General features: G+C 73.7%; 14 protein-coding genes. 10 read left to right on the top strand and 4 right to left on the bottom strand.

Going from position 1 to position 15,546, the window contains the following annotated elements:
- Positions 1–326 precede the first annotated feature (326 nt).
- Positions 327–1,628 carry a SpoIIE family protein phosphatase gene (locus FHR77_RS00005; protein WP_167257825.1) on the top strand — a complete coding sequence of 434 codons (1,302 nt, stop codon included), beginning with the start codon at positions 327–329 and terminating at the stop codon, positions 1,626–1,628.
- 73 nt (positions 1,629–1,701) lie between these two features.
- On the opposite strand, the gene FHR77_RS16260 is transcribed toward FHR77_RS00005, so the two are convergent.
- Positions 1,702–3,063 carry a SpoIIE family protein phosphatase gene (locus tag FHR77_RS16260; protein WP_167257827.1) on the bottom strand — a complete coding sequence of 454 codons (1,362 nt, stop codon included), beginning with the start codon at positions 3,061–3,063 and terminating at the stop codon, positions 1,702–1,704.
- 150 nt (positions 3,064–3,213) lie between these two features.
- Between FHR77_RS16260 and FHR77_RS00015 the strand changes: the two genes are divergently transcribed.
- The 5 genes from FHR77_RS00015 to FHR77_RS00035 all read left to right on the top strand — a co-directional run bounded on the left by FHR77_RS00015 (position 3,214) and on the right by FHR77_RS00035 (position 7,867).
- The gene (locus FHR77_RS00015; RefSeq protein ID WP_056051930.1) at positions 3,214–3,546 is read left to right on the top strand and encodes an STAS domain-containing protein; all 333 of its coding nucleotides are present in this window, start codon (positions 3,214–3,216) and stop codon (positions 3,544–3,546) included.
- Complete coding sequence (locus tag FHR77_RS00020) at positions 3,539–3,946, top strand: ATP-binding protein (RefSeq protein WP_056051933.1); 408 nt, start codon at positions 3,539–3,541, stop codon at positions 3,944–3,946. The genes FHR77_RS00015 and FHR77_RS00020 overlap by 8 nt, the downstream gene beginning before the upstream one ends.
- A 219-nt stretch (positions 3,947–4,165) precedes the next feature.
- On the top strand, positions 4,166–4,546 hold the full coding sequence (locus tag FHR77_RS00025; RefSeq protein WP_056055461.1) for a LexA family protein: 381 nt from the start codon (positions 4,166–4,168) through the stop codon (positions 4,544–4,546).
- Entirely contained in the window at positions 4,539–5,825 is a 1,287-nt protein-coding gene (locus FHR77_RS00030; RefSeq protein WP_167257829.1) for a Y-family DNA polymerase, read from the top strand. The genes FHR77_RS00025 and FHR77_RS00030 overlap by 8 nt, the downstream gene beginning before the upstream one ends.
- Positions 5,826–5,968: 143 nt before the next feature.
- On the top strand, positions 5,969–7,867 hold the full coding sequence (locus FHR77_RS00035; protein ID WP_167257831.1) for a BCCT family transporter: 1,899 nt from the start codon (positions 5,969–5,971) through the stop codon (positions 7,865–7,867).
- On the opposite strand, the gene FHR77_RS00040 is transcribed toward FHR77_RS00035, so the two are convergent.
- Positions 7,854–9,125, bottom strand: coding sequence for a DUF2254 domain-containing protein (locus FHR77_RS00040; protein ID WP_167257833.1), 1,272 nt, complete (start codon positions 9,123–9,125; stop codon positions 7,854–7,856). The two genes, FHR77_RS00035 and FHR77_RS00040, sit on opposite strands and share 14 nt — an antisense overlap.
- A gap of 72 nt (positions 9,126–9,197) precedes the next feature.
- Here FHR77_RS00040 and FHR77_RS00045 point away from each other — a divergent pair, with 72 nt between their 5' ends.
- Positions 9,198–10,220 (top strand): LLM class flavin-dependent oxidoreductase, encoded by a 1,023-nt coding sequence (locus FHR77_RS00045; protein WP_167257835.1) that lies wholly within the window; start codon positions 9,198–9,200, stop codon positions 10,218–10,220.
- Positions 10,221–10,266: 46 nt separating this feature from the next.
- Here the strand turns inward: FHR77_RS00045 and FHR77_RS00050 are convergent, their stop codons facing one another.
- Positions 10,267–11,082, bottom strand: coding sequence for a FadR/GntR family transcriptional regulator (locus FHR77_RS00050; protein WP_341777154.1), 816 nt, complete (start codon positions 11,080–11,082; stop codon positions 10,267–10,269).
- Between the two features lie 118 nt (positions 11,083–11,200).
- Between FHR77_RS00050 and FHR77_RS00055 the strand changes: the two genes are divergently transcribed.
- The 3 genes from FHR77_RS00055 to FHR77_RS00065 all read left to right on the top strand — a co-directional run bounded on the left by FHR77_RS00055 (position 11,201) and on the right by FHR77_RS00065 (position 14,661).
- A complete protein-coding gene (locus FHR77_RS00055) occupies positions 11,201–12,103 on the top strand; it encodes a proline iminopeptidase-family hydrolase (protein WP_243861352.1) in 903 nt (300 codons plus the stop codon).
- A gap of 147 nt (positions 12,104–12,250) precedes the next feature.
- Positions 12,251–13,714 carry an APC family permease gene (locus FHR77_RS00060; RefSeq protein ID WP_056051947.1) on the top strand — a complete coding sequence of 488 codons (1,464 nt, stop codon included), beginning with the start codon at positions 12,251–12,253 and terminating at the stop codon, positions 13,712–13,714.
- Entirely contained in the window at positions 13,711–14,661 is a 951-nt protein-coding gene (locus tag FHR77_RS00065; protein ID WP_167257841.1) for an acetamidase/formamidase family protein, read from the top strand. The genes FHR77_RS00060 and FHR77_RS00065 overlap by 4 nt, the downstream gene beginning before the upstream one ends.
- Before the next feature lie 33 nt (positions 14,662–14,694).
- Here FHR77_RS00065 and FHR77_RS00070 read toward each other — a convergent pair whose 3' ends face one another.
- Positions 14,695–15,393 carry a hypothetical protein gene (locus FHR77_RS00070; RefSeq protein ID WP_167257843.1) on the bottom strand — a complete coding sequence of 233 codons (699 nt, stop codon included), beginning with the start codon at positions 15,391–15,393 and terminating at the stop codon, positions 14,695–14,697.
- Positions 15,394–15,546: the final 153 nt, after the last annotated feature.

Here is a 15,546-nt window from a genome sequence, read left to right on the forward strand (position 1 = left end):
CCATCGAGCAGGCGGCGAGCGAGAAGACGAGTGCGCCGGAGGCGACGAGGCCGAGGGCGGTCTTGGTGATGGTCTTGCGCGTGATGGTCACGATGGGACTCCTTGTCTGTTCTTCCCGGTGGGGAGGTGACAGGGGTTCGCCGCCACCTCGGGAAGGGGTGGGTGTTCCCAGGTCCTGCTCAGCTTCGCCCACGCCGGGCCCCCCGAACGGGGCACGCCCCGTGCTGGCACGCGGCGGGCCCGCCTGCTCTACTGGTCGTCCGTCACCATCGCCCCGACCGCCTCCTGGGCACCACCAGGTCGGGGCCGCCGGATCAGGGAGAGACATGCACGACCGAACGGGAACCGACACCGACACCGACACCGACGCCGCCGCGGACCCGGGCGGCGACGCCTCCGGCTCGCACGACGTCGGCTGGCACGCGGTCGACGGCACCGCGCCCCTCGACGCCGCCGAGCGCGAGCGCCTGGCCGCCGTCGAGGCCTCGGCTCTCCTCGGCACCCCGCCGGAGGAGCGCTTCGACCGCATCACGCGCTTCGCCCGCGAGCTCTTCGACGTGCCGATGTCGTACCTCAACCTCGTCGACGACGCCTCGCTCGTGGTCAAGTCGCCCCAGGAGCCGGGGGAGGCGGCGCCCCGGTTCCCGTACGGGGCCGCGTTCTGCGAGTACACCGTCCACGGGACGGGCCTCTTCGAGGTGACCGACGCCTCCCTCGACCCCCGCTTCGCCGAGAGCCCGGCCGTCACGGCCTTCGGGGTGCGCTCGTACGCGGGCGTGCCGCTGCGCGCCGACGGCGGGCAGGCGATCGGGACGCTGTGCATCCTGCACCCCGAGCCGCGCCGGCTCACCGGGGAGGAGCGCGGCCGGCTGGTCGACCTGGGCCGGTGGGCGGAGGCGGAGATCCGCCAGGGGCAGGGGCAGGGCCCGGCGTCGGACGTCACCGTCGCCGTGGACCCGACGGCCGCGGGGCAGCGCCCCGCCCTGCACCACGGCGACCTCACGGCCACCGCCCTCGACCGGCCCCACGGCGCGGTGAGCGGCGACCTCCACGCCTGGGCCGAGGGCGGCGACGTCGTCACGGCGACGCTCGCCGACGTGATGGGCAAGGGCGCGGCGGCCGGCGCCCTCGCCGAGGCCCTCCGCCGGAGCCTCTACGAGGGGCCCGACGGCACCGACGCGCCCCCCGCGACGGCGCTCGCCACGGCGGCGCGGGCCCTCGGCCCCCAGCTCGCGGAGGCCGGGTCGTTCGTGACCCTCTTCCACGCCCGCGTCGACACGCGCTCGGGCGACGTCGAGTACGTCGACGCCGGCCACGGCCTCACGCTCCACCTCCGCGCCTCGGGGACGGTCGAGCGGCTCTCGTCGCACGACCTGCCGCTGGGGCTCCAGGACGCGGCCGAGGGCTGGACGACCGGGACGCTGCGCCTCGAGCCCGGCGACGCGCTCGTCTCCGTCTCGGACGGCGTGCTCGACGTCTACGACTCGACGCTCGCGAGCCTCGACCGCGTCGTCGCCGACCTGCGGGCCGAGCGCGACGTCGAGGCCTTCCTCGACGCGTTCTCGGTCAAGGTCGGCGTGGCCCAGGTCGACGACGACGTCACGGTGCTGGTCGTCACGAGGAGCTGAGCGGCCAGCCGGCCGGTCGGTCGGTCGGCCGGCCGGGCGTCGGAGCCGGCCGGGGGTCGGTGCGGCCCGGGCCTCAGGGTGCCGTCGGGGCGGCGACGGCCACGGGAGCGGACGCGTCGCCCGCGACCGGCGCCGCGACGGGCTCGCGCCGCAGGGCGACCACGGTCACGTCGTCGTCGTGGCCCAGCTCGCGGGCGAGGTCGGCCAGGGCGTCGACGACCGCCGACGGCCGCGGGTCGCGGCGCGCGAGGGCCGCGACGTGCTCGACGCTGTCGAGCCCGCCGCCGAAGAGGTCGAGCACCCCGTCGCTGAAGCAGACCACGAGGTCGCCGGGGCAGAGGGCGGTGGTCCGCGTCTCCCACACGTCGTGCAGGCCGAGGCCGAGGCCGATCGGGAGGTCGGGCGTCGACAGGCGCTCGGCCCCGCCGTCCTCCCGCACGACGACGGTCAGGCCGTGGCCGGCGTCGGCCCAGTGCAGCACGTCGCCGCGGAGGCGCGCGTGGAAGAGGGTGGTGAACACGACGGAGTCGGGCCCGTCGGCGAGGTCGGTGGCGAGCCCCTCCGAGGCGCGGACGATGGCGGCCCCGGGGTCGGGGTCGCGGCGTGAGCTGCGCACCGTCGCCCGCACGGCCGCCGCGATGAGACCGGCGCCGACGCCCTTGCCCATGACGTCGCCGAGGGTCATCGCGACCCCGTCGTCGGTGCGGTACCAGTCGAAGAAGTCGCGGCCGACGGTCGTCGAGGGCAGGCAGGTGCCCGCGAGGGCGTAGCCGGGCGTGTCGGCCAGGGCTCCGGGGAGGAGCGAGCGCTGCACCTCGGCGGCGCGGGTGATCTCGGTCCGGACCACCGCCTCCCGCTCCTCCGACAGGCGCAGCTGGGCCGCGTACTGCCGGCTCAGCTCGTTCACGACGAGGGCCAGCGCGGTGTAGACGAGGACGCCGACGAGCAGGCGGGCGAGCTCGGTGACCCGGTCGCCGGCGCTGATGCCGGCGATGAAGGGCGTGAGGATGACGACCATCGAGCCGAGCACCGCCCAGAGCACCGACCGGCGTGGCTCGCGGGCGGCGAACCACACGAGCGGCATCACCAGCAGGGCCGTGAAGACCGACGAGGAGGAGCCGGTCGACCAGCGCAGGACCCCCAGCGCGACGAAGTCGAGGGCGGGCACCAGGAGGGCCCACCCGCCGATCACGGCCGGGCGGGCGGTGGCGGCGGCCGCCCAGAGCGTGGCGACCGCGGTGACGCCCAGGGCGACGAGGAGGCCCGCGCCGCTGGTGACCACCAGCTGCGGGACGGTGAGCGAGAGGACGACGGCCAGGACGACGAGCAGCGCCGACGGTGCCTGCTTCACGAGGGGGGTCACGCCGTACCGCAGGAGGAACGTGTCGAGCGTGGAGCTCCGGCGTGCCCGCGACGGAGAGCGGTCAGAGGTCACCCCTCGACGATAGGTGTCGGCCGCCCCTCTCCGGTACCCCCCGCACTGGAGCGCCGCGGCGGGCTGTGCCGGGGGTCGGCCGCAGCTATGGTGTCGCGGAGGACCGCGCCGACCCGTGCGCCGGGACGACGAGCCGAGGAGGCTGGCTGGATGGATCTCGCTGTCGAGGGAGCGGGCGCCGACGTCGCCGTCGTGCGCTGCACCGGGAGGCTCAACATGGTCTCGGCCCCGGCCCTGCGGGAGGCCGTGACCGGCGCGATCGCCGACGGTAGGCCCCGCGTCGTCGTCGACCTCGCCGGCGTCGACTTCATGGACTCCTCCGGCCTGGGCGCCCTCGTCGGCTGCCTCAAGTCCGCCCGCTCGGCGGGCGGCGACCTGCGCATCGCCTCGCCGTCGGCCCAGGTGCTGATGGTGCTGAAGCTGTCGAACATCGACCGCATCCTCCGCCCGCACGACGACGCGGCGACGGCGTTCGATGAGTGAGCACCAGCTCGTCTTCGCCACGCCGCCGGACGACGTCAACACGGTGCACGACTTCCTCGAGTCGGTCTGGGGCGACGACACGACCCTCACCGACGAGGAGCGCATGGCCTTCGAGCTCGCCCTCGTCGAGCTGACCAGCAACGTCATCGAGCACGCCGCGGCGGGCGAGGGCGTGGCCTGCCGGCTCTCCGTCGCCATCACCGACGGCGAGCTGACGGCCACCCTCAGCGACACGGCCGAGCCCGGCAGCGTCTCGCTCGTCGGCCGCGTCATGCCCGACGAGATGGCCGAGGGCGGCCGCGGCCTCGCCCTGGTCCAGCTGCTCGTCGACGACCTCGGCTACGAGCGGGTGGGCGACTCCAACGTGTGGTCGATCCGCAAGGCGCGCCCGACGGCCTAGCCGAGGGGCGCCGCACGACCGGCCAGCTCGGGGGAGGCGACGGTGGTGGAGGCGACGTCGGTGGTCTGGCCTAGGTTCTCTCCGGGAGGCACCGTGAGCGAGACGACAGGCGAGGCAGGGCGTGGGGCGCGCCCTCCGCGGTCGACCCGACCCGCGACTCCTGAGCTGCCGCCCGTCGTGCTCGGGCCCGTCGGGGGCGAGGAGCGCGCCGACGCCGACCTGCCGCGAGCCGCGCTCGAGGCCGTGCACGCCGGCTTCCCGTCGCCCGCCCAGGGCTACTGGTCGGGGCCGGTCGACCTCAACCGGCACCTGATGCGCGACCCGACGGCGACCTTCCTGGTGCGGGTGAGCGGCGACAGCATGACGGGCGCGGGCATCTTCGACGGCGACGAGCTCGTCGTCGACCGCGGGCTCGACGCGCACGACGGCGCCGTCGTCGTGGCCGTGGTCAACGCCGAGCTGACGGTCAAGCGCCTCTCATGGCGGCAGGGGCTGATGGTGCTCAGCCCGGAGAACCCCGCCTACCCCGAGATCGTGCTCTCCGAGCTCGACGAGGCGACCGTCTGGGGCGTCGTCACGAGGTGCCTGCACCGTGTCTGAGCGCCACGTCGCCATCGTCGACGCCAACAACTTCTACGTGTCGTGCGAGCGCGTCTTCAACCCCGCGCTCGAGGGCAGGCCGGTGGTCGTCCTCTCGAACAACGACGGCTGCGTCATCGCCCGGTCGCAGGAGGCCAAGGCGCTGAACGTCGACATGGCCGCGCCCTGGCACACGATCGCGCCGATCGCCGCGATGCAGGGCGTCGTCGCGGTGTCGAGCAACTACGAGCTCTACGGCGACATGTCGGCGCGCTCGGCCGAGATCCTCAGCCGGTTCACGAGCCACCAGGAGGTCTACTCGATCGACGAGTCGTTCATCGAGCTGACCGGCACCGTCGACGAGACCACCGCGCAGGCCCGCGAGATCCGCCGGGTGGTGCGCAAGCTGATCGGCCTGCCCGTGAGCATCGGCATCGCGCCGACGAAGACGCTCGCGAAGCTCGCGAACCGCGGCTCGAAGCAGGCCACGGCGCTGGCGGGCGTCTGCCACCTGGGCAGCTACACGCCGGGGCAGCAGACCGCCATCCTCGCCAGCGTCGACGCGGGCGACGTGTGGGGCATCGGTCGACGCACGGCGAAGAAGCTCGTGCCGCTCGGCGTGCACACGGCCGCCGACCTGCGCGACGCCGACGCCGCCCGCATCCGGAAGCGCTTCGGCGTGGTGCAGGCGCGCGTCGTGCAGGAGCTCCGCGGGGTCGACTGCCTGCCGATCGAGGAGGTCCAGCCCGAGCGCGACCAGATCTACCACTCGCGGTCGTTCGCGGTGCCCGTGACGACGGTCGCCGAGCTGGAGGAGGTGCTGTCGGTCTACACGCAACGTGCCGCCGCACGACTCCGGGGGCAGGGCTCGCTGACCCGGATGATGCGCTGCTTCGCCGCCACGTCGCCGTTCGCCACCGAGGCCGGCCACACCAACCACGTCGTCTCCGTCGCCTTCCCCGAGCCGACCGACGACGCGACCACGCTCTACCGCGCCGCGATCGGAGCCCTCGGCCCCCAGCTCGAGCCCGGCAAGCGCTACGTGCGCGCCGGCGTCACCCTGATGGAGCTCACCCCGCGCGCCGAGCACGCGAGCCTCGACGTCTTCGGGGAGGTCGCCGCGGCACCGCCCGCCTACGGCGACGTGCTCGACCGGATCGCCGGCAAGTTCGGCGACGAGAGCCTCGGCCTCGGCGTCGCGGGGCTGCGGCACCGCCGCGGCTGGGCGATGAAGCGCGACATGGTCTCGCCGCGCGCGACGACCCACTGGGACGAGCTCGCGACGGTGACGGCGCGGTAGCTCCTCCGTGATCGAGGTGCCGCTTCCTGGGCTCTCCGGGGAGGACAGCGCCCCGGACGGGGCATCTCGATGACTCGTCGTGCATGTCGGTGCACAGCGCGCATCATTGCCCGGAACGCGCCGGGAGCCGTCACGATGGAGGCATGGCAACGACAGAACCGCCCTCCTCCGGGGCCACCGACGCCCGACCCTCGACCCCGGGGGAGGCCGTCACGACGACCCCCCAGCTCCGTCGGTGGGTGTTCTGGCCCGCCGCGATCGTCGTCCTCGGCTTCGTGGCCTTCACGCTGATCGCCCCCGCCTCGGCCGAGGCTCTCTTCCTCGGGCTGCAGAGCGGCATCGTGCGCAACTTCAGCTGGTACTACGTGCTGATCGCCGCCTTCTTCGTCGGCTTCTCGGTCTTCGTCGGGTTCAGCCGCTTCGGCACCATCAAGCTCGGCAAGGACAAGGACGAGCCGGAGTTCTCGACCGGGTCGTGGTTCGCCCTGCTCTTCGCCGCGGGGATGGGCATCGGACTCGTCTTCTACGGCGTCTCCGAGCCCCTCAGCCACTTCGCCTCGCCGCGCCCCGGCGTCACCGGCACGGAGGACCAGCTCGCGCAGCAGGCCCTCACGCAGACCTTCCTGCACTGGGGCCTGCACGCGTGGGCGATCTACGTCGTGCTCGGCCTCGCGCTCGCGTACGCGATCCACCGTCGGGGCCGTCCGGTCTCCATCCGCTGGGCGCTCGAGCCCCTGCTCGGCGACCGCGTGCGCGGCGGCTGGGGCAACCTCATCGACGTCATCGCCCTGGTCGGCACGCTGTTCGGCGTCGCCACCTCGCTCGGCCTCGGCGTGATCCAGATCGGGGCGGGCCTCGAGGCCGCCGGCATCGCCGACAGCAGCATCGTCAGCCAGATCGCGATCATCGCGGTGATCACCGCGGTGACGATCGTCTCGCTCGTGACGGGCGTGACCAAGGGCATGAAGATCCTCTCGAACTTCAACCTGATCCTGGCCGCCGCCCTCCTCCTCTTCGTGCTCATCGTCGGCCCGACGCAGTTCCTGCTCCGCGACTTCGTGCAGTCGATCGGCGCCTACCTGCAGAACGTCGTCGGCCTCTCGTTCAACGTCACCGCCCAGCAGGGCGCCGCCGGCGAGGAGTGGCAGGGCGCCTGGACGACCTTCTACTGGGGCTGGTGGATGTCGTGGGCCCCCTTCGTGGGCATCTTCATCGCGCGCATCTCGAAGGGCCGCACCGTCCGCCAGTTCGTCTTCGGCGTGCTGCTCGTGCCGACCGCCCTCACCTTCCTCTGGTTCGCCGTGCTCGGCGGCGCGGCCATCCACCGCCAGACCGACGGTGCCGGAGGGCTCATCGGCGCCGACGGTTCGGTCGACGTCGAGGGCTCGCTCTTCGCCCTCCTCGGCGACCTCCCCGCGGGCGCCGTGCTGACCTTCGGCGCCATCCTCCTGATCGGCGTCTTCTTCGTCACGTCGTCCGACTCGGGCTCCCTCGTGATGGCGATGATCGCCTCCGGCGGCGACATCGAGCCGAAGAACTGGCTGCGCGTCTTCTTCGCGCTCGTCGCCGCCCTGCTCGCCGTCGCCCTGCTGCTCACGGGCGGCCTCGACGCCCTCAAGACCGCGGCGATCACGACGGCGCTGCCGTTCAGCGTGGTGCTGCTGCTCACCTGCTGGTCGACGATCATCGCCTTCACGCGTGAGCGGCGGGCCTACGACGCGGCTGAGCGCGACGTGCTGCTCGAGCACGTCGGGGCCTACTACGGGCTCGAGGTCGAGGCGCCGACCCAGGCCGGCGCACGCGGGCTGGCCCGCCCGTGGGAGGCGGTGAAGGGCCGCCTGCGCGGCTCTCGTCGTGCGGCGGGCGACGGCTCGCCCGTCTCATCCGGCCCATCCGGCTCGCCGGTCTCGCCGTCCTCCGTGGCGCCGGAGCCGCCCCTCCGCGTGAGCGCCGTCTCGGTCGACCCCGCGGTGGACCCGAGCCTCGACCAGCGCCCCACCGACGACGGCGAGGGGACCGGCCCGTCGACTAGCGGCCGATGAGGGAGTCGCGGAGCGCCGACGCGTGCTCGTCGAGCAGCCCGGTGCGCGACGGCGGGGCCACCTGGTCGAGACGGGCGATCAGCCGCAGCGCCGCCTCCTGCACCGCCGGCTGCCCGTCGGCGTAGGTGCGCACGGCGTCGAGGACGGACAGGGTGAGCTCCTCCACCGTCGGCCAGCGGACGAGCACGCGGTCGCGGCCCTGGTCGTCGAGGTGGGCCACCACGACGTCGCTCCGTCGCCAGAGCGGCACGAGCACGCCGGCCGACATGTCGAGCGCGCTCACCGCCGTGTAGGGGTCGTTGCTGCCCGAGGCCAGGCCGCGGACGGCGATCTCGACGAGCTGCTGCAGGGCGAACTCGACGTCCTGGTGCGGCGTCCGCGCGGGGCCGACCGTGACGGCGCGACGCAGCTCCTGCACCGCGCCGGAGCCGAGGGAGGCGCGGGCCACGACGAGCGCGTCGCCCGCGATCACGTAGCGGCCCGGCATGGCCACGACCTCGACGACGTCGTCCTCGCGGGCGGCGACGCGGCACAGCTGCGCCCACGCGACCTCCTGCACGTAGCCGTCGGCCGAGGCTCGCACGACGGCGCCCCCCACGCCCTCGACGTCGGGTCGGGGCGGTGCTGCCGACGCTGGGGCCCCCGCCGGCCCGGCCTCCCGGCCCCGCGCCTCCGTCCGCACGTCGTCGCCCGGCTCGTCGGGCCACACCGTCGCCGCGACCGCGCGCAGGTCGCTGAGCACCCGGGCCTGGAGCGACGTGATCTGCACCGACGCGGCGATGTGGTGGATGAAGAAGACCAGCACCCCGACGTCGACGACGCCGAGGAGCACCGCGACGTGGACGGCGATGACGGGCACGAAGGCGGAGGCGTCGTCCACCTCGGTGTGGACGGTGCGCATCACGACGATGCAGTAGAGGAAGGTCGACGTGAAGGCGGCCAGCACGAGCTGGTTCGACCGGTCGGCCATGAAGTTGCGCACGAGGCGCGGCCCGTAGGTCGACGACGTCGTCGCCAGCACGGAGATGGTGATGGAGAACGACGTGCCGGCCACCGTGAGCATCGACGAGCCGATGCCGGAGAGGAGCGACCTGCCGCCCGAGGCGCTGAGGGCCCCGAGCAGGGGCAGGCCCGCGGTCGTCGACGAGGGGATCGAGCGGTCGACGGTGACCAGCACCTCGGCGAGCACGAGGACCGCGAGGGCGAACACGGCTGGGAGGAACCAGAACGACTCCCGCACGCGGGTGAGGGACAGCATGTGGCCGAGAGTAGGCGTGCCGGTACCGCCGCGGTCGGGCGGGCCAGGGCCGTCACCTGCGAGGATCGGGCCATGCCCGTCGACGGAACACCCCTGCGGCGCCTCGGCGTCCTCACCATCGGCTCGTTCGACCCCGCCTCGCCGGCCGCGGGCCACGAGGACGTCCTGCTCGTCATCGAGCGCGCGGAGGAGCTCGGCCTCGACAGCGCGTGGCTGCGCCACCGCCACCTGCAGCCGGGCATCTCGTCGCCGGTCGCGATCATGGCGGCCGCGTCGCAGCGCACGAGCCGGATCGAGCTGGGCACGGCCGTCACGCCGATCGGCGCCGAGAACCCCTTCCGGCTCGCGGAGGACCTCGCCACGGTCGACGTGCTGCTGGGCGGCCGCCTCAACCCGGGCTTCTCGTCGGGCACCCCGATGAACTTCGACCTCTACCGCGACGCGATCTACCCCGACACCGCCGAGCACGAGGAGCTCGGGCCCGAGCGCCTGCTGCGACTCCGCGACCTCGTGCGCGGCGACGTCGTCTCGGCCTCGCCGGGCCGCCGCGGCATCGAGGAGTTCAGCGACGTCGTCCAGCCGCACAGCCCGGGGCTCGTCGACCGGCTGTGGTGCGGCGTCGGCAGCACGCGGTCCGCCGTCTGGGCCGGCGAGAACGGGTTCCACCTGCTCGCGTCGAGCGTGACGAAGGCCGAGCGGGGCACGGACTTCGCCGAGAACCAGCGCGCCCAGATCGACGCGTACCGCGACGCCCACCCGGCGGGCGCCTCCGCCCGGGTGTCGCAGGGGCTCGTCGTCGTGCCGACCGACTCGGCCACGCCCGAGCAGCGGGCCCGCTACGCGGCGTACGCCGAGGCGCGCGCCGGCCGCGTGGGCGTGCCGCAGGGCCCGGGGCAGCTGCTCTTCGCGGCCGACCTCGTCGGCACCTCGGCCGAGATCGCGGACGCCCTGCACGCCGACCCCGCCTACCAGGCGGTCGACGAGGTCGCCTTCGCGCTGCCGTTCGCCTTCGAGCCCGGCGACTACGCGCAGATGCTCACCGACATCGCCGAGCGCCTCGGGCCGGAGCTCGGCTGGAGCCCCGCCGCCGCGTGACGGCACGCCCCGCGGGCGCTCGACGGTGAGCCCGCGGGATCCTCGGTCAGGGCTGGTCGCCGCCGCGCACCACGCGTTCGAGCAGCTCGAGGTCGATGCCGACGTGGCGCCGTGCCAGGGCGGCGGCGCGCGCGGCCTCCCCGGCGCAGATCGCCTCGACGATCTGCTCGTGCTCGGCGAGGGCGCGCAGCTCCATCTCGCGCATGCCGTCCGGGCCGCCCCAGAGGTGGGCCGGCGCGGCGATGCTGACCCGCGACTCCAGCTCGAGCAGCACGGCCCGGAGCGTGGCGCTGTGCGCCGCGTCGGCGATCGCGACGTGCAGGCGCTCGTCGGCCTTCTGCGAGGCCAGGCCCGAGGCGGCGGCGCGGTAGCCCTCGAGGCGGTCGCGCAGCACGGCGACGTCGTCGTCGGTGCGGTTCTCGGCCGCGGCCTCGGCGACCGTGCCGTGCAGGCGGCCGATCGCGTCGCTGGTGTCGCGGAGGTCCGACCAGCGGGCGGCGAGCGTGCGCTGCGCGACGGCCGCGGCCCGGTCGGTCGAGCGCTCCTGCACGAACGAGCCGCCGCCGCGGCCGCGCTGGGTCTCGATGAGCCCCTGGTCGACGAGCCGGGCGAGGGCGGCCCGCACGGTCATCCGGCCCACGCGCAGCGAGGCGGCGAGCTCGCGCTCCGGGGGGAGGCGCTGGCCGGGCAGGTACTCGCCGGTCGCGATGGCCGTCATGAGGCGGTCGGAGATGTCGTCGACCCGGGTCGACGACTCGAGCGGGGCCTCGAGGACGCCGGGGGAGTCGGAGCCGGGGGAGGCGGTGGCGGCGTCGGTCGCGGCGGTCACCGGGGACCCGGCGCGCGCCTCCGCGGCGTCCACAGACCCGTCCTCCGTCATGCCGCGTCACCCCTCCCCAGCCCGTCGTCGTGTTACGCCCAGGTTAAGTCACGCAGAAAGGTCTTGGCGTGAGACCTTTCGCGGGTGCATGCTGACGCGCATGTCGACGAGCACCGCTGCCACCCTCCCGTTCCGCGACGGCCACACCTGGTACCAGGTCACCACGCCCGACGAGCCCCGCCCCGGCGCCCTGCCCCTCGTCGTGCTGCACGGCGGCCCGGGCATGGCCCACGACTACCTGCGCAACCTGGCGGCGCTCGCCGACGAGACCGGGCGCACCGTGGTGCACTACGACCAGTTCGGCTGCGGCCGCAGCAGCCACCGCCCCGACGCGCCGGTCGAGACCTGGGCGCCCCAGCTCTTCGTCGACGAGTTCGAGGCCGTCGTCGCGCACCTCGGGCTCGAGCGCTTCCACGTGCTCGGCCAGTCGTGGGGCGGCATGCTCGGCGCCGAGATCGCCGTGCGCGAGCCCGCCGGCCTCGCCAGCCTGGCCATCTGCAACTCGCCCGCCTCGATGCAGCTCTGGATCGACGGCGCGGCCGAGCTCCGGGCCCAGCTGCCCGCCGACGTGCAGGAGGCGCTGCTCCGGCACGAAGACGCGGGCACGACCGACGACCCCGAGTACCTCGCCGCGACCCAGGTCTTCTACGAGCGCCACGTGTGCCGCGTGGTGCCGATGCCCCAGGACTTCGTCGACAGCGAGGAGCAGATGGAGGCCGAGCCGACGGTCTACCACACCATGAACGGCCCGAACGAGTTCCACGTCATCGGCACGATGCGCGACTGGACGATCGTCGACCGCCTGCCGAGCGTCACCGCGCCCACGCTGGTGGTCGCGGGCGAGCACGACGAGGCGACGCCGGCCACCTGGCAGCCCTTCGTCGACGGCATCGACGGCGCCGTCTCCCACGTCTTCCCCGGCGCCAGCCACTGCTCGCACCTCGAGCAGCCGGAGGAGTTCCGCCGCGTCGTCGCCGGCTTCTTCGCCGACCACGACGCCTGACCGCCACCCCCGCCACCCCCCCCTGACGGGCGTGGGCCGCGTCACCTGGACCGACGCGACCCGCGCCTCCCCGCACCACCCGCACCGCGCCTCCCCGGCACCACCCCCTCCCCGCACCGTTCCTCCCTCACCCCGAAGAGAGACACCATGTCCGAGCGCACCGAGTCCCCCGAGCTGAGCGCGCAGGCGCAGCTCGAGCAGTACGGCTACAAGCAGGAGCTGAAGCGGTCGGTCTCGACCGGCGACCTGCTCGTCTACGGCCTGATCTTCATGGTGCCGATCGCCCCCTGGGCGATCTTCGGCACCGTCTACAACGCGTCGTCGGGCCTCGTGCCCCTGGTCTACCTCGTGGGCCTGGTCGCGATGATCTTCACCGCCCTCGCCTACGCGCAGATGGCCAAGTCGATCCCCCTCGCGGGGTCGGTCTTCTCGTACGTGGGGCGCGGCATCCACCCCACGGTCGGCTTCTTCGCCGGCTGGGCCATCCTGCTCGACTACCTGCTCGTGCCGACGCTGCTCTACGTGTTCGCCGCCGAGTCGATGGTCGGCATCTTCCCCGGCACCGCCCGCTGGATGTGGGCGCTGATCTTCGTCGCGATCAACACGGCCGTGAACCTGCTCGGCATCACCTCGCTGAAGCTGATGAACCGCGTCTTCCTCGCCATCGAGGTCGTCTTCATCGTCATCTTCGTGATCATCGCCGTGACCGCGCTCAACGGCGGCACCATCCCCGGCGCCGAGTTCAGCGTGAGCCAGGTGTGGGACCCGTCGAAGGTCACCGGCCCGCTGATCGCGTCGGCGCTCTCGATCGCCGTGCTGTCGTTCCTCGGCTTCGACGGCATCTCGACCCTCGCCGAGGAGTCGACCGGCAAGCGCGGAGGCGCGGGTCGGGCCATGATCATCGCCCTCGTCATCGTCGCCTTCCTGTTCGTGCTGCAGACCTGGCTGGCGAGCGCGCTCGCCGCGGGCCGCGACTCCTTCCCCGAGGGGGAGGCCGGCAACGCCTTCTTCGACCTCGTCGCCCAGGCGTCGTCGAGCGGCTGGATGACCGCCTTCTTCGTCGTCAACGTGCTCGCCGTCGGCATCGCGAACGCGATGGCGGCGCAGGCCGCGACCTCGCGCCTGCTGTTCTCGATGAGCCGCGACCGGCAGCTGCCGGCCGTGCTCTCGCGCCTGAACTCGCGTCAGGTGCCGCAGGCCGCCATCCTCGTCGTGTCGGTGCTCTCGGCGATCCTCGTGCTGTTCTTCGTCGGCCAGATCGACGTCATCTCGTCGCTGGTCAACTTCGGCGCCCTCTTCGGCTTCATGCTGCTGCACCTCTCGGTGATCTGGCACTACGTCGTGAAGGGGAAGTCGCGCAACTACCTGCTGCACCTCGTCGTGCCCGTGGTCGGCTTCCTGATCATCGGCTACGTGCTCGTCAACGCGGCCCCCGCGGCGAAGATCGGCGGCCTCGTCTGGCTCGTGGTCGGGGCAGGAGTCTTCCTCTTCTACAAGATCCGGGGAGGCGCGGCGCCGACCCTGGGGCAGGTCGACGAGGGCGACGGGTCGGGAGCGGCCGCCACGGCGACCCCGGCGGCGGACACCCTCGAGAAGGAGGCGGGGCGATGAGCGACGCGCACCGCGACGCCTCGGGCGTCGACCACTTCCTCGGCAACGAGCTCGGCCGGCCCGGCTTCAGCGCCGCCGTCGAGCCCGTGCTGCACATCACCCCCGGCACGGGCGAGACGATCGGCTTCGAGACGAGCGACGCCGTCTACGCCGAGCTGCACGAGCACCACGACCTGGCGCAGCTGTTGGTGCCGATCAACCCCGTCACCGGCCCGGTGTACGTCGAGGGCGCGATGCCCGGCGACGCGCTCGCCGTGACGGTGCACGACATCCGGCTCGTCGACCACGGCTGGTCGGTCAGCCTGCCCGGCTCGGGCGCCCTGCAGCACGTGATGGGCGACGAGATGTTCACCCGTCGCGTGCCGATCGACGCGGAGGGCGTGCACGTCACCGACCGCCACGTCTTCGCGCCGCGGCCGATGATCGGCTGCATGGGCACCGCGCCCGCCGAGGGCGAGAACTCGACGATCATGCCCGCCTACCCGCAGGGCGGCAACATGGACGTGACCGAGAACACGGTCGGCTCGACGGTGTTCCTGCCCGTGATGGTCGAGGGCGCGTACCTCTCGATCGGCGACGTGCACGCGATCATGGCCGAGGGCGAGTCGTCGTTCGTGGCGATCGAGGCGCAGGGCACGGCGGTCGTCTCGATCGACCTCGTCAAGGGAGCCCGGCTGCGGGCGCCGCGGATCGAGACCGCCGACGACTGGATCTTCGTCGGCCTCGGCGACCCCGTGCAGGAGAGCGTCCGGCGCGGCTACGAGGACGCCTTCTCCTTCCTGGTCGACGACCACGGCTGGTCACGCGGCGACGCCTATGCGGTGCTCAGCGCCGTCGGGCACTCCCGGCTCGGCGGGCCGACCGGCTCGGTCGCGCCCGACCCGCTGCACCCGTTCGCGGCCGTCGGGGCGGTGACGCTGCACCGCGTGCCGAAGTCCGTCCTGTAGGAGGCGCGGGGCGGGCCGGCCGCCCGGCCGCCCTCAGCTCGAGAGGTGCGTGAGGATCGACCCGAGCAGGTCGTTCGTCGGGTAGTTCGACTGCCCGACGGCGATGAAGAGGTCGCCTCGCACGAAGTAGGTGTCGGTGCTGTCGGTGCCGTACATCTCGACGACGGTGGTCTGCTGGCAGAGCCGACCGTCGTGGGCCTCGGAGCAGGTGGCCCCGCGCGCCTCCGCCTGCTGCAGCAGGGCGGCGCCGGTGGCCTCGTCGAGACGGCCCAGCTGCACGGACAGGCCGGTGATGTCCGCCCCCGGGTCCCGCCAGAGGCAGTCGAGCTCCGCCGCCGTGTCGGCGATCATGAAGGGGGCGTCGCCGGCCGCGGGGACGCCGGGCGTGCGGGCGCCGCGGGCGCTGCCGTCACGGCGCGTGTACGCCTCCGGGTTCAGCGGCGTGGAGCCCATGGTCGCCTGGTACGTCGCCGTGTCGACGATCTGCGTGCAGTCGGTCGGGATGGTGACGACCGGCGACGCGTCGGGGGCCGCGGTCGCCGTCGGGGCCGGGGTCGTGTCGGGCTCGGCGGTCGGCGTCGTGGCCGGCGTCGGAGCGGCGTCGCCGGTGGCCGTGGCCGTCGGGCTCGCCGACGCCGCGGCGTCGCCCCCGGGCGTCCCCGTGCAGCCGGCCAGGGCGAGCACGACGAGGGCGGCGGCCGCGACGGTGGTGAGCGGGCGGACGTTCGACATGGCGGTTCTCCTCGACGGGCAGGTGCCGTGCGCACCCCTGGCGCTCGCGGCGGGCCCTCGGTCGGGCCCCGTTCTCACGCTAGTGAGCGGGGGAGGAGTCGCCCGTCAACCTCGGGGATGATCCCCGCCCGTGCCGGTCACGATCTGGTCACG

Source organism: Frigoribacterium endophyticum (genome assembly GCF_011759585.1).
GTDB classification, from domain to species: domain Bacteria; phylum Actinomycetota; class Actinomycetes; order Actinomycetales; family Microbacteriaceae; genus Frigoribacterium; species Frigoribacterium endophyticum.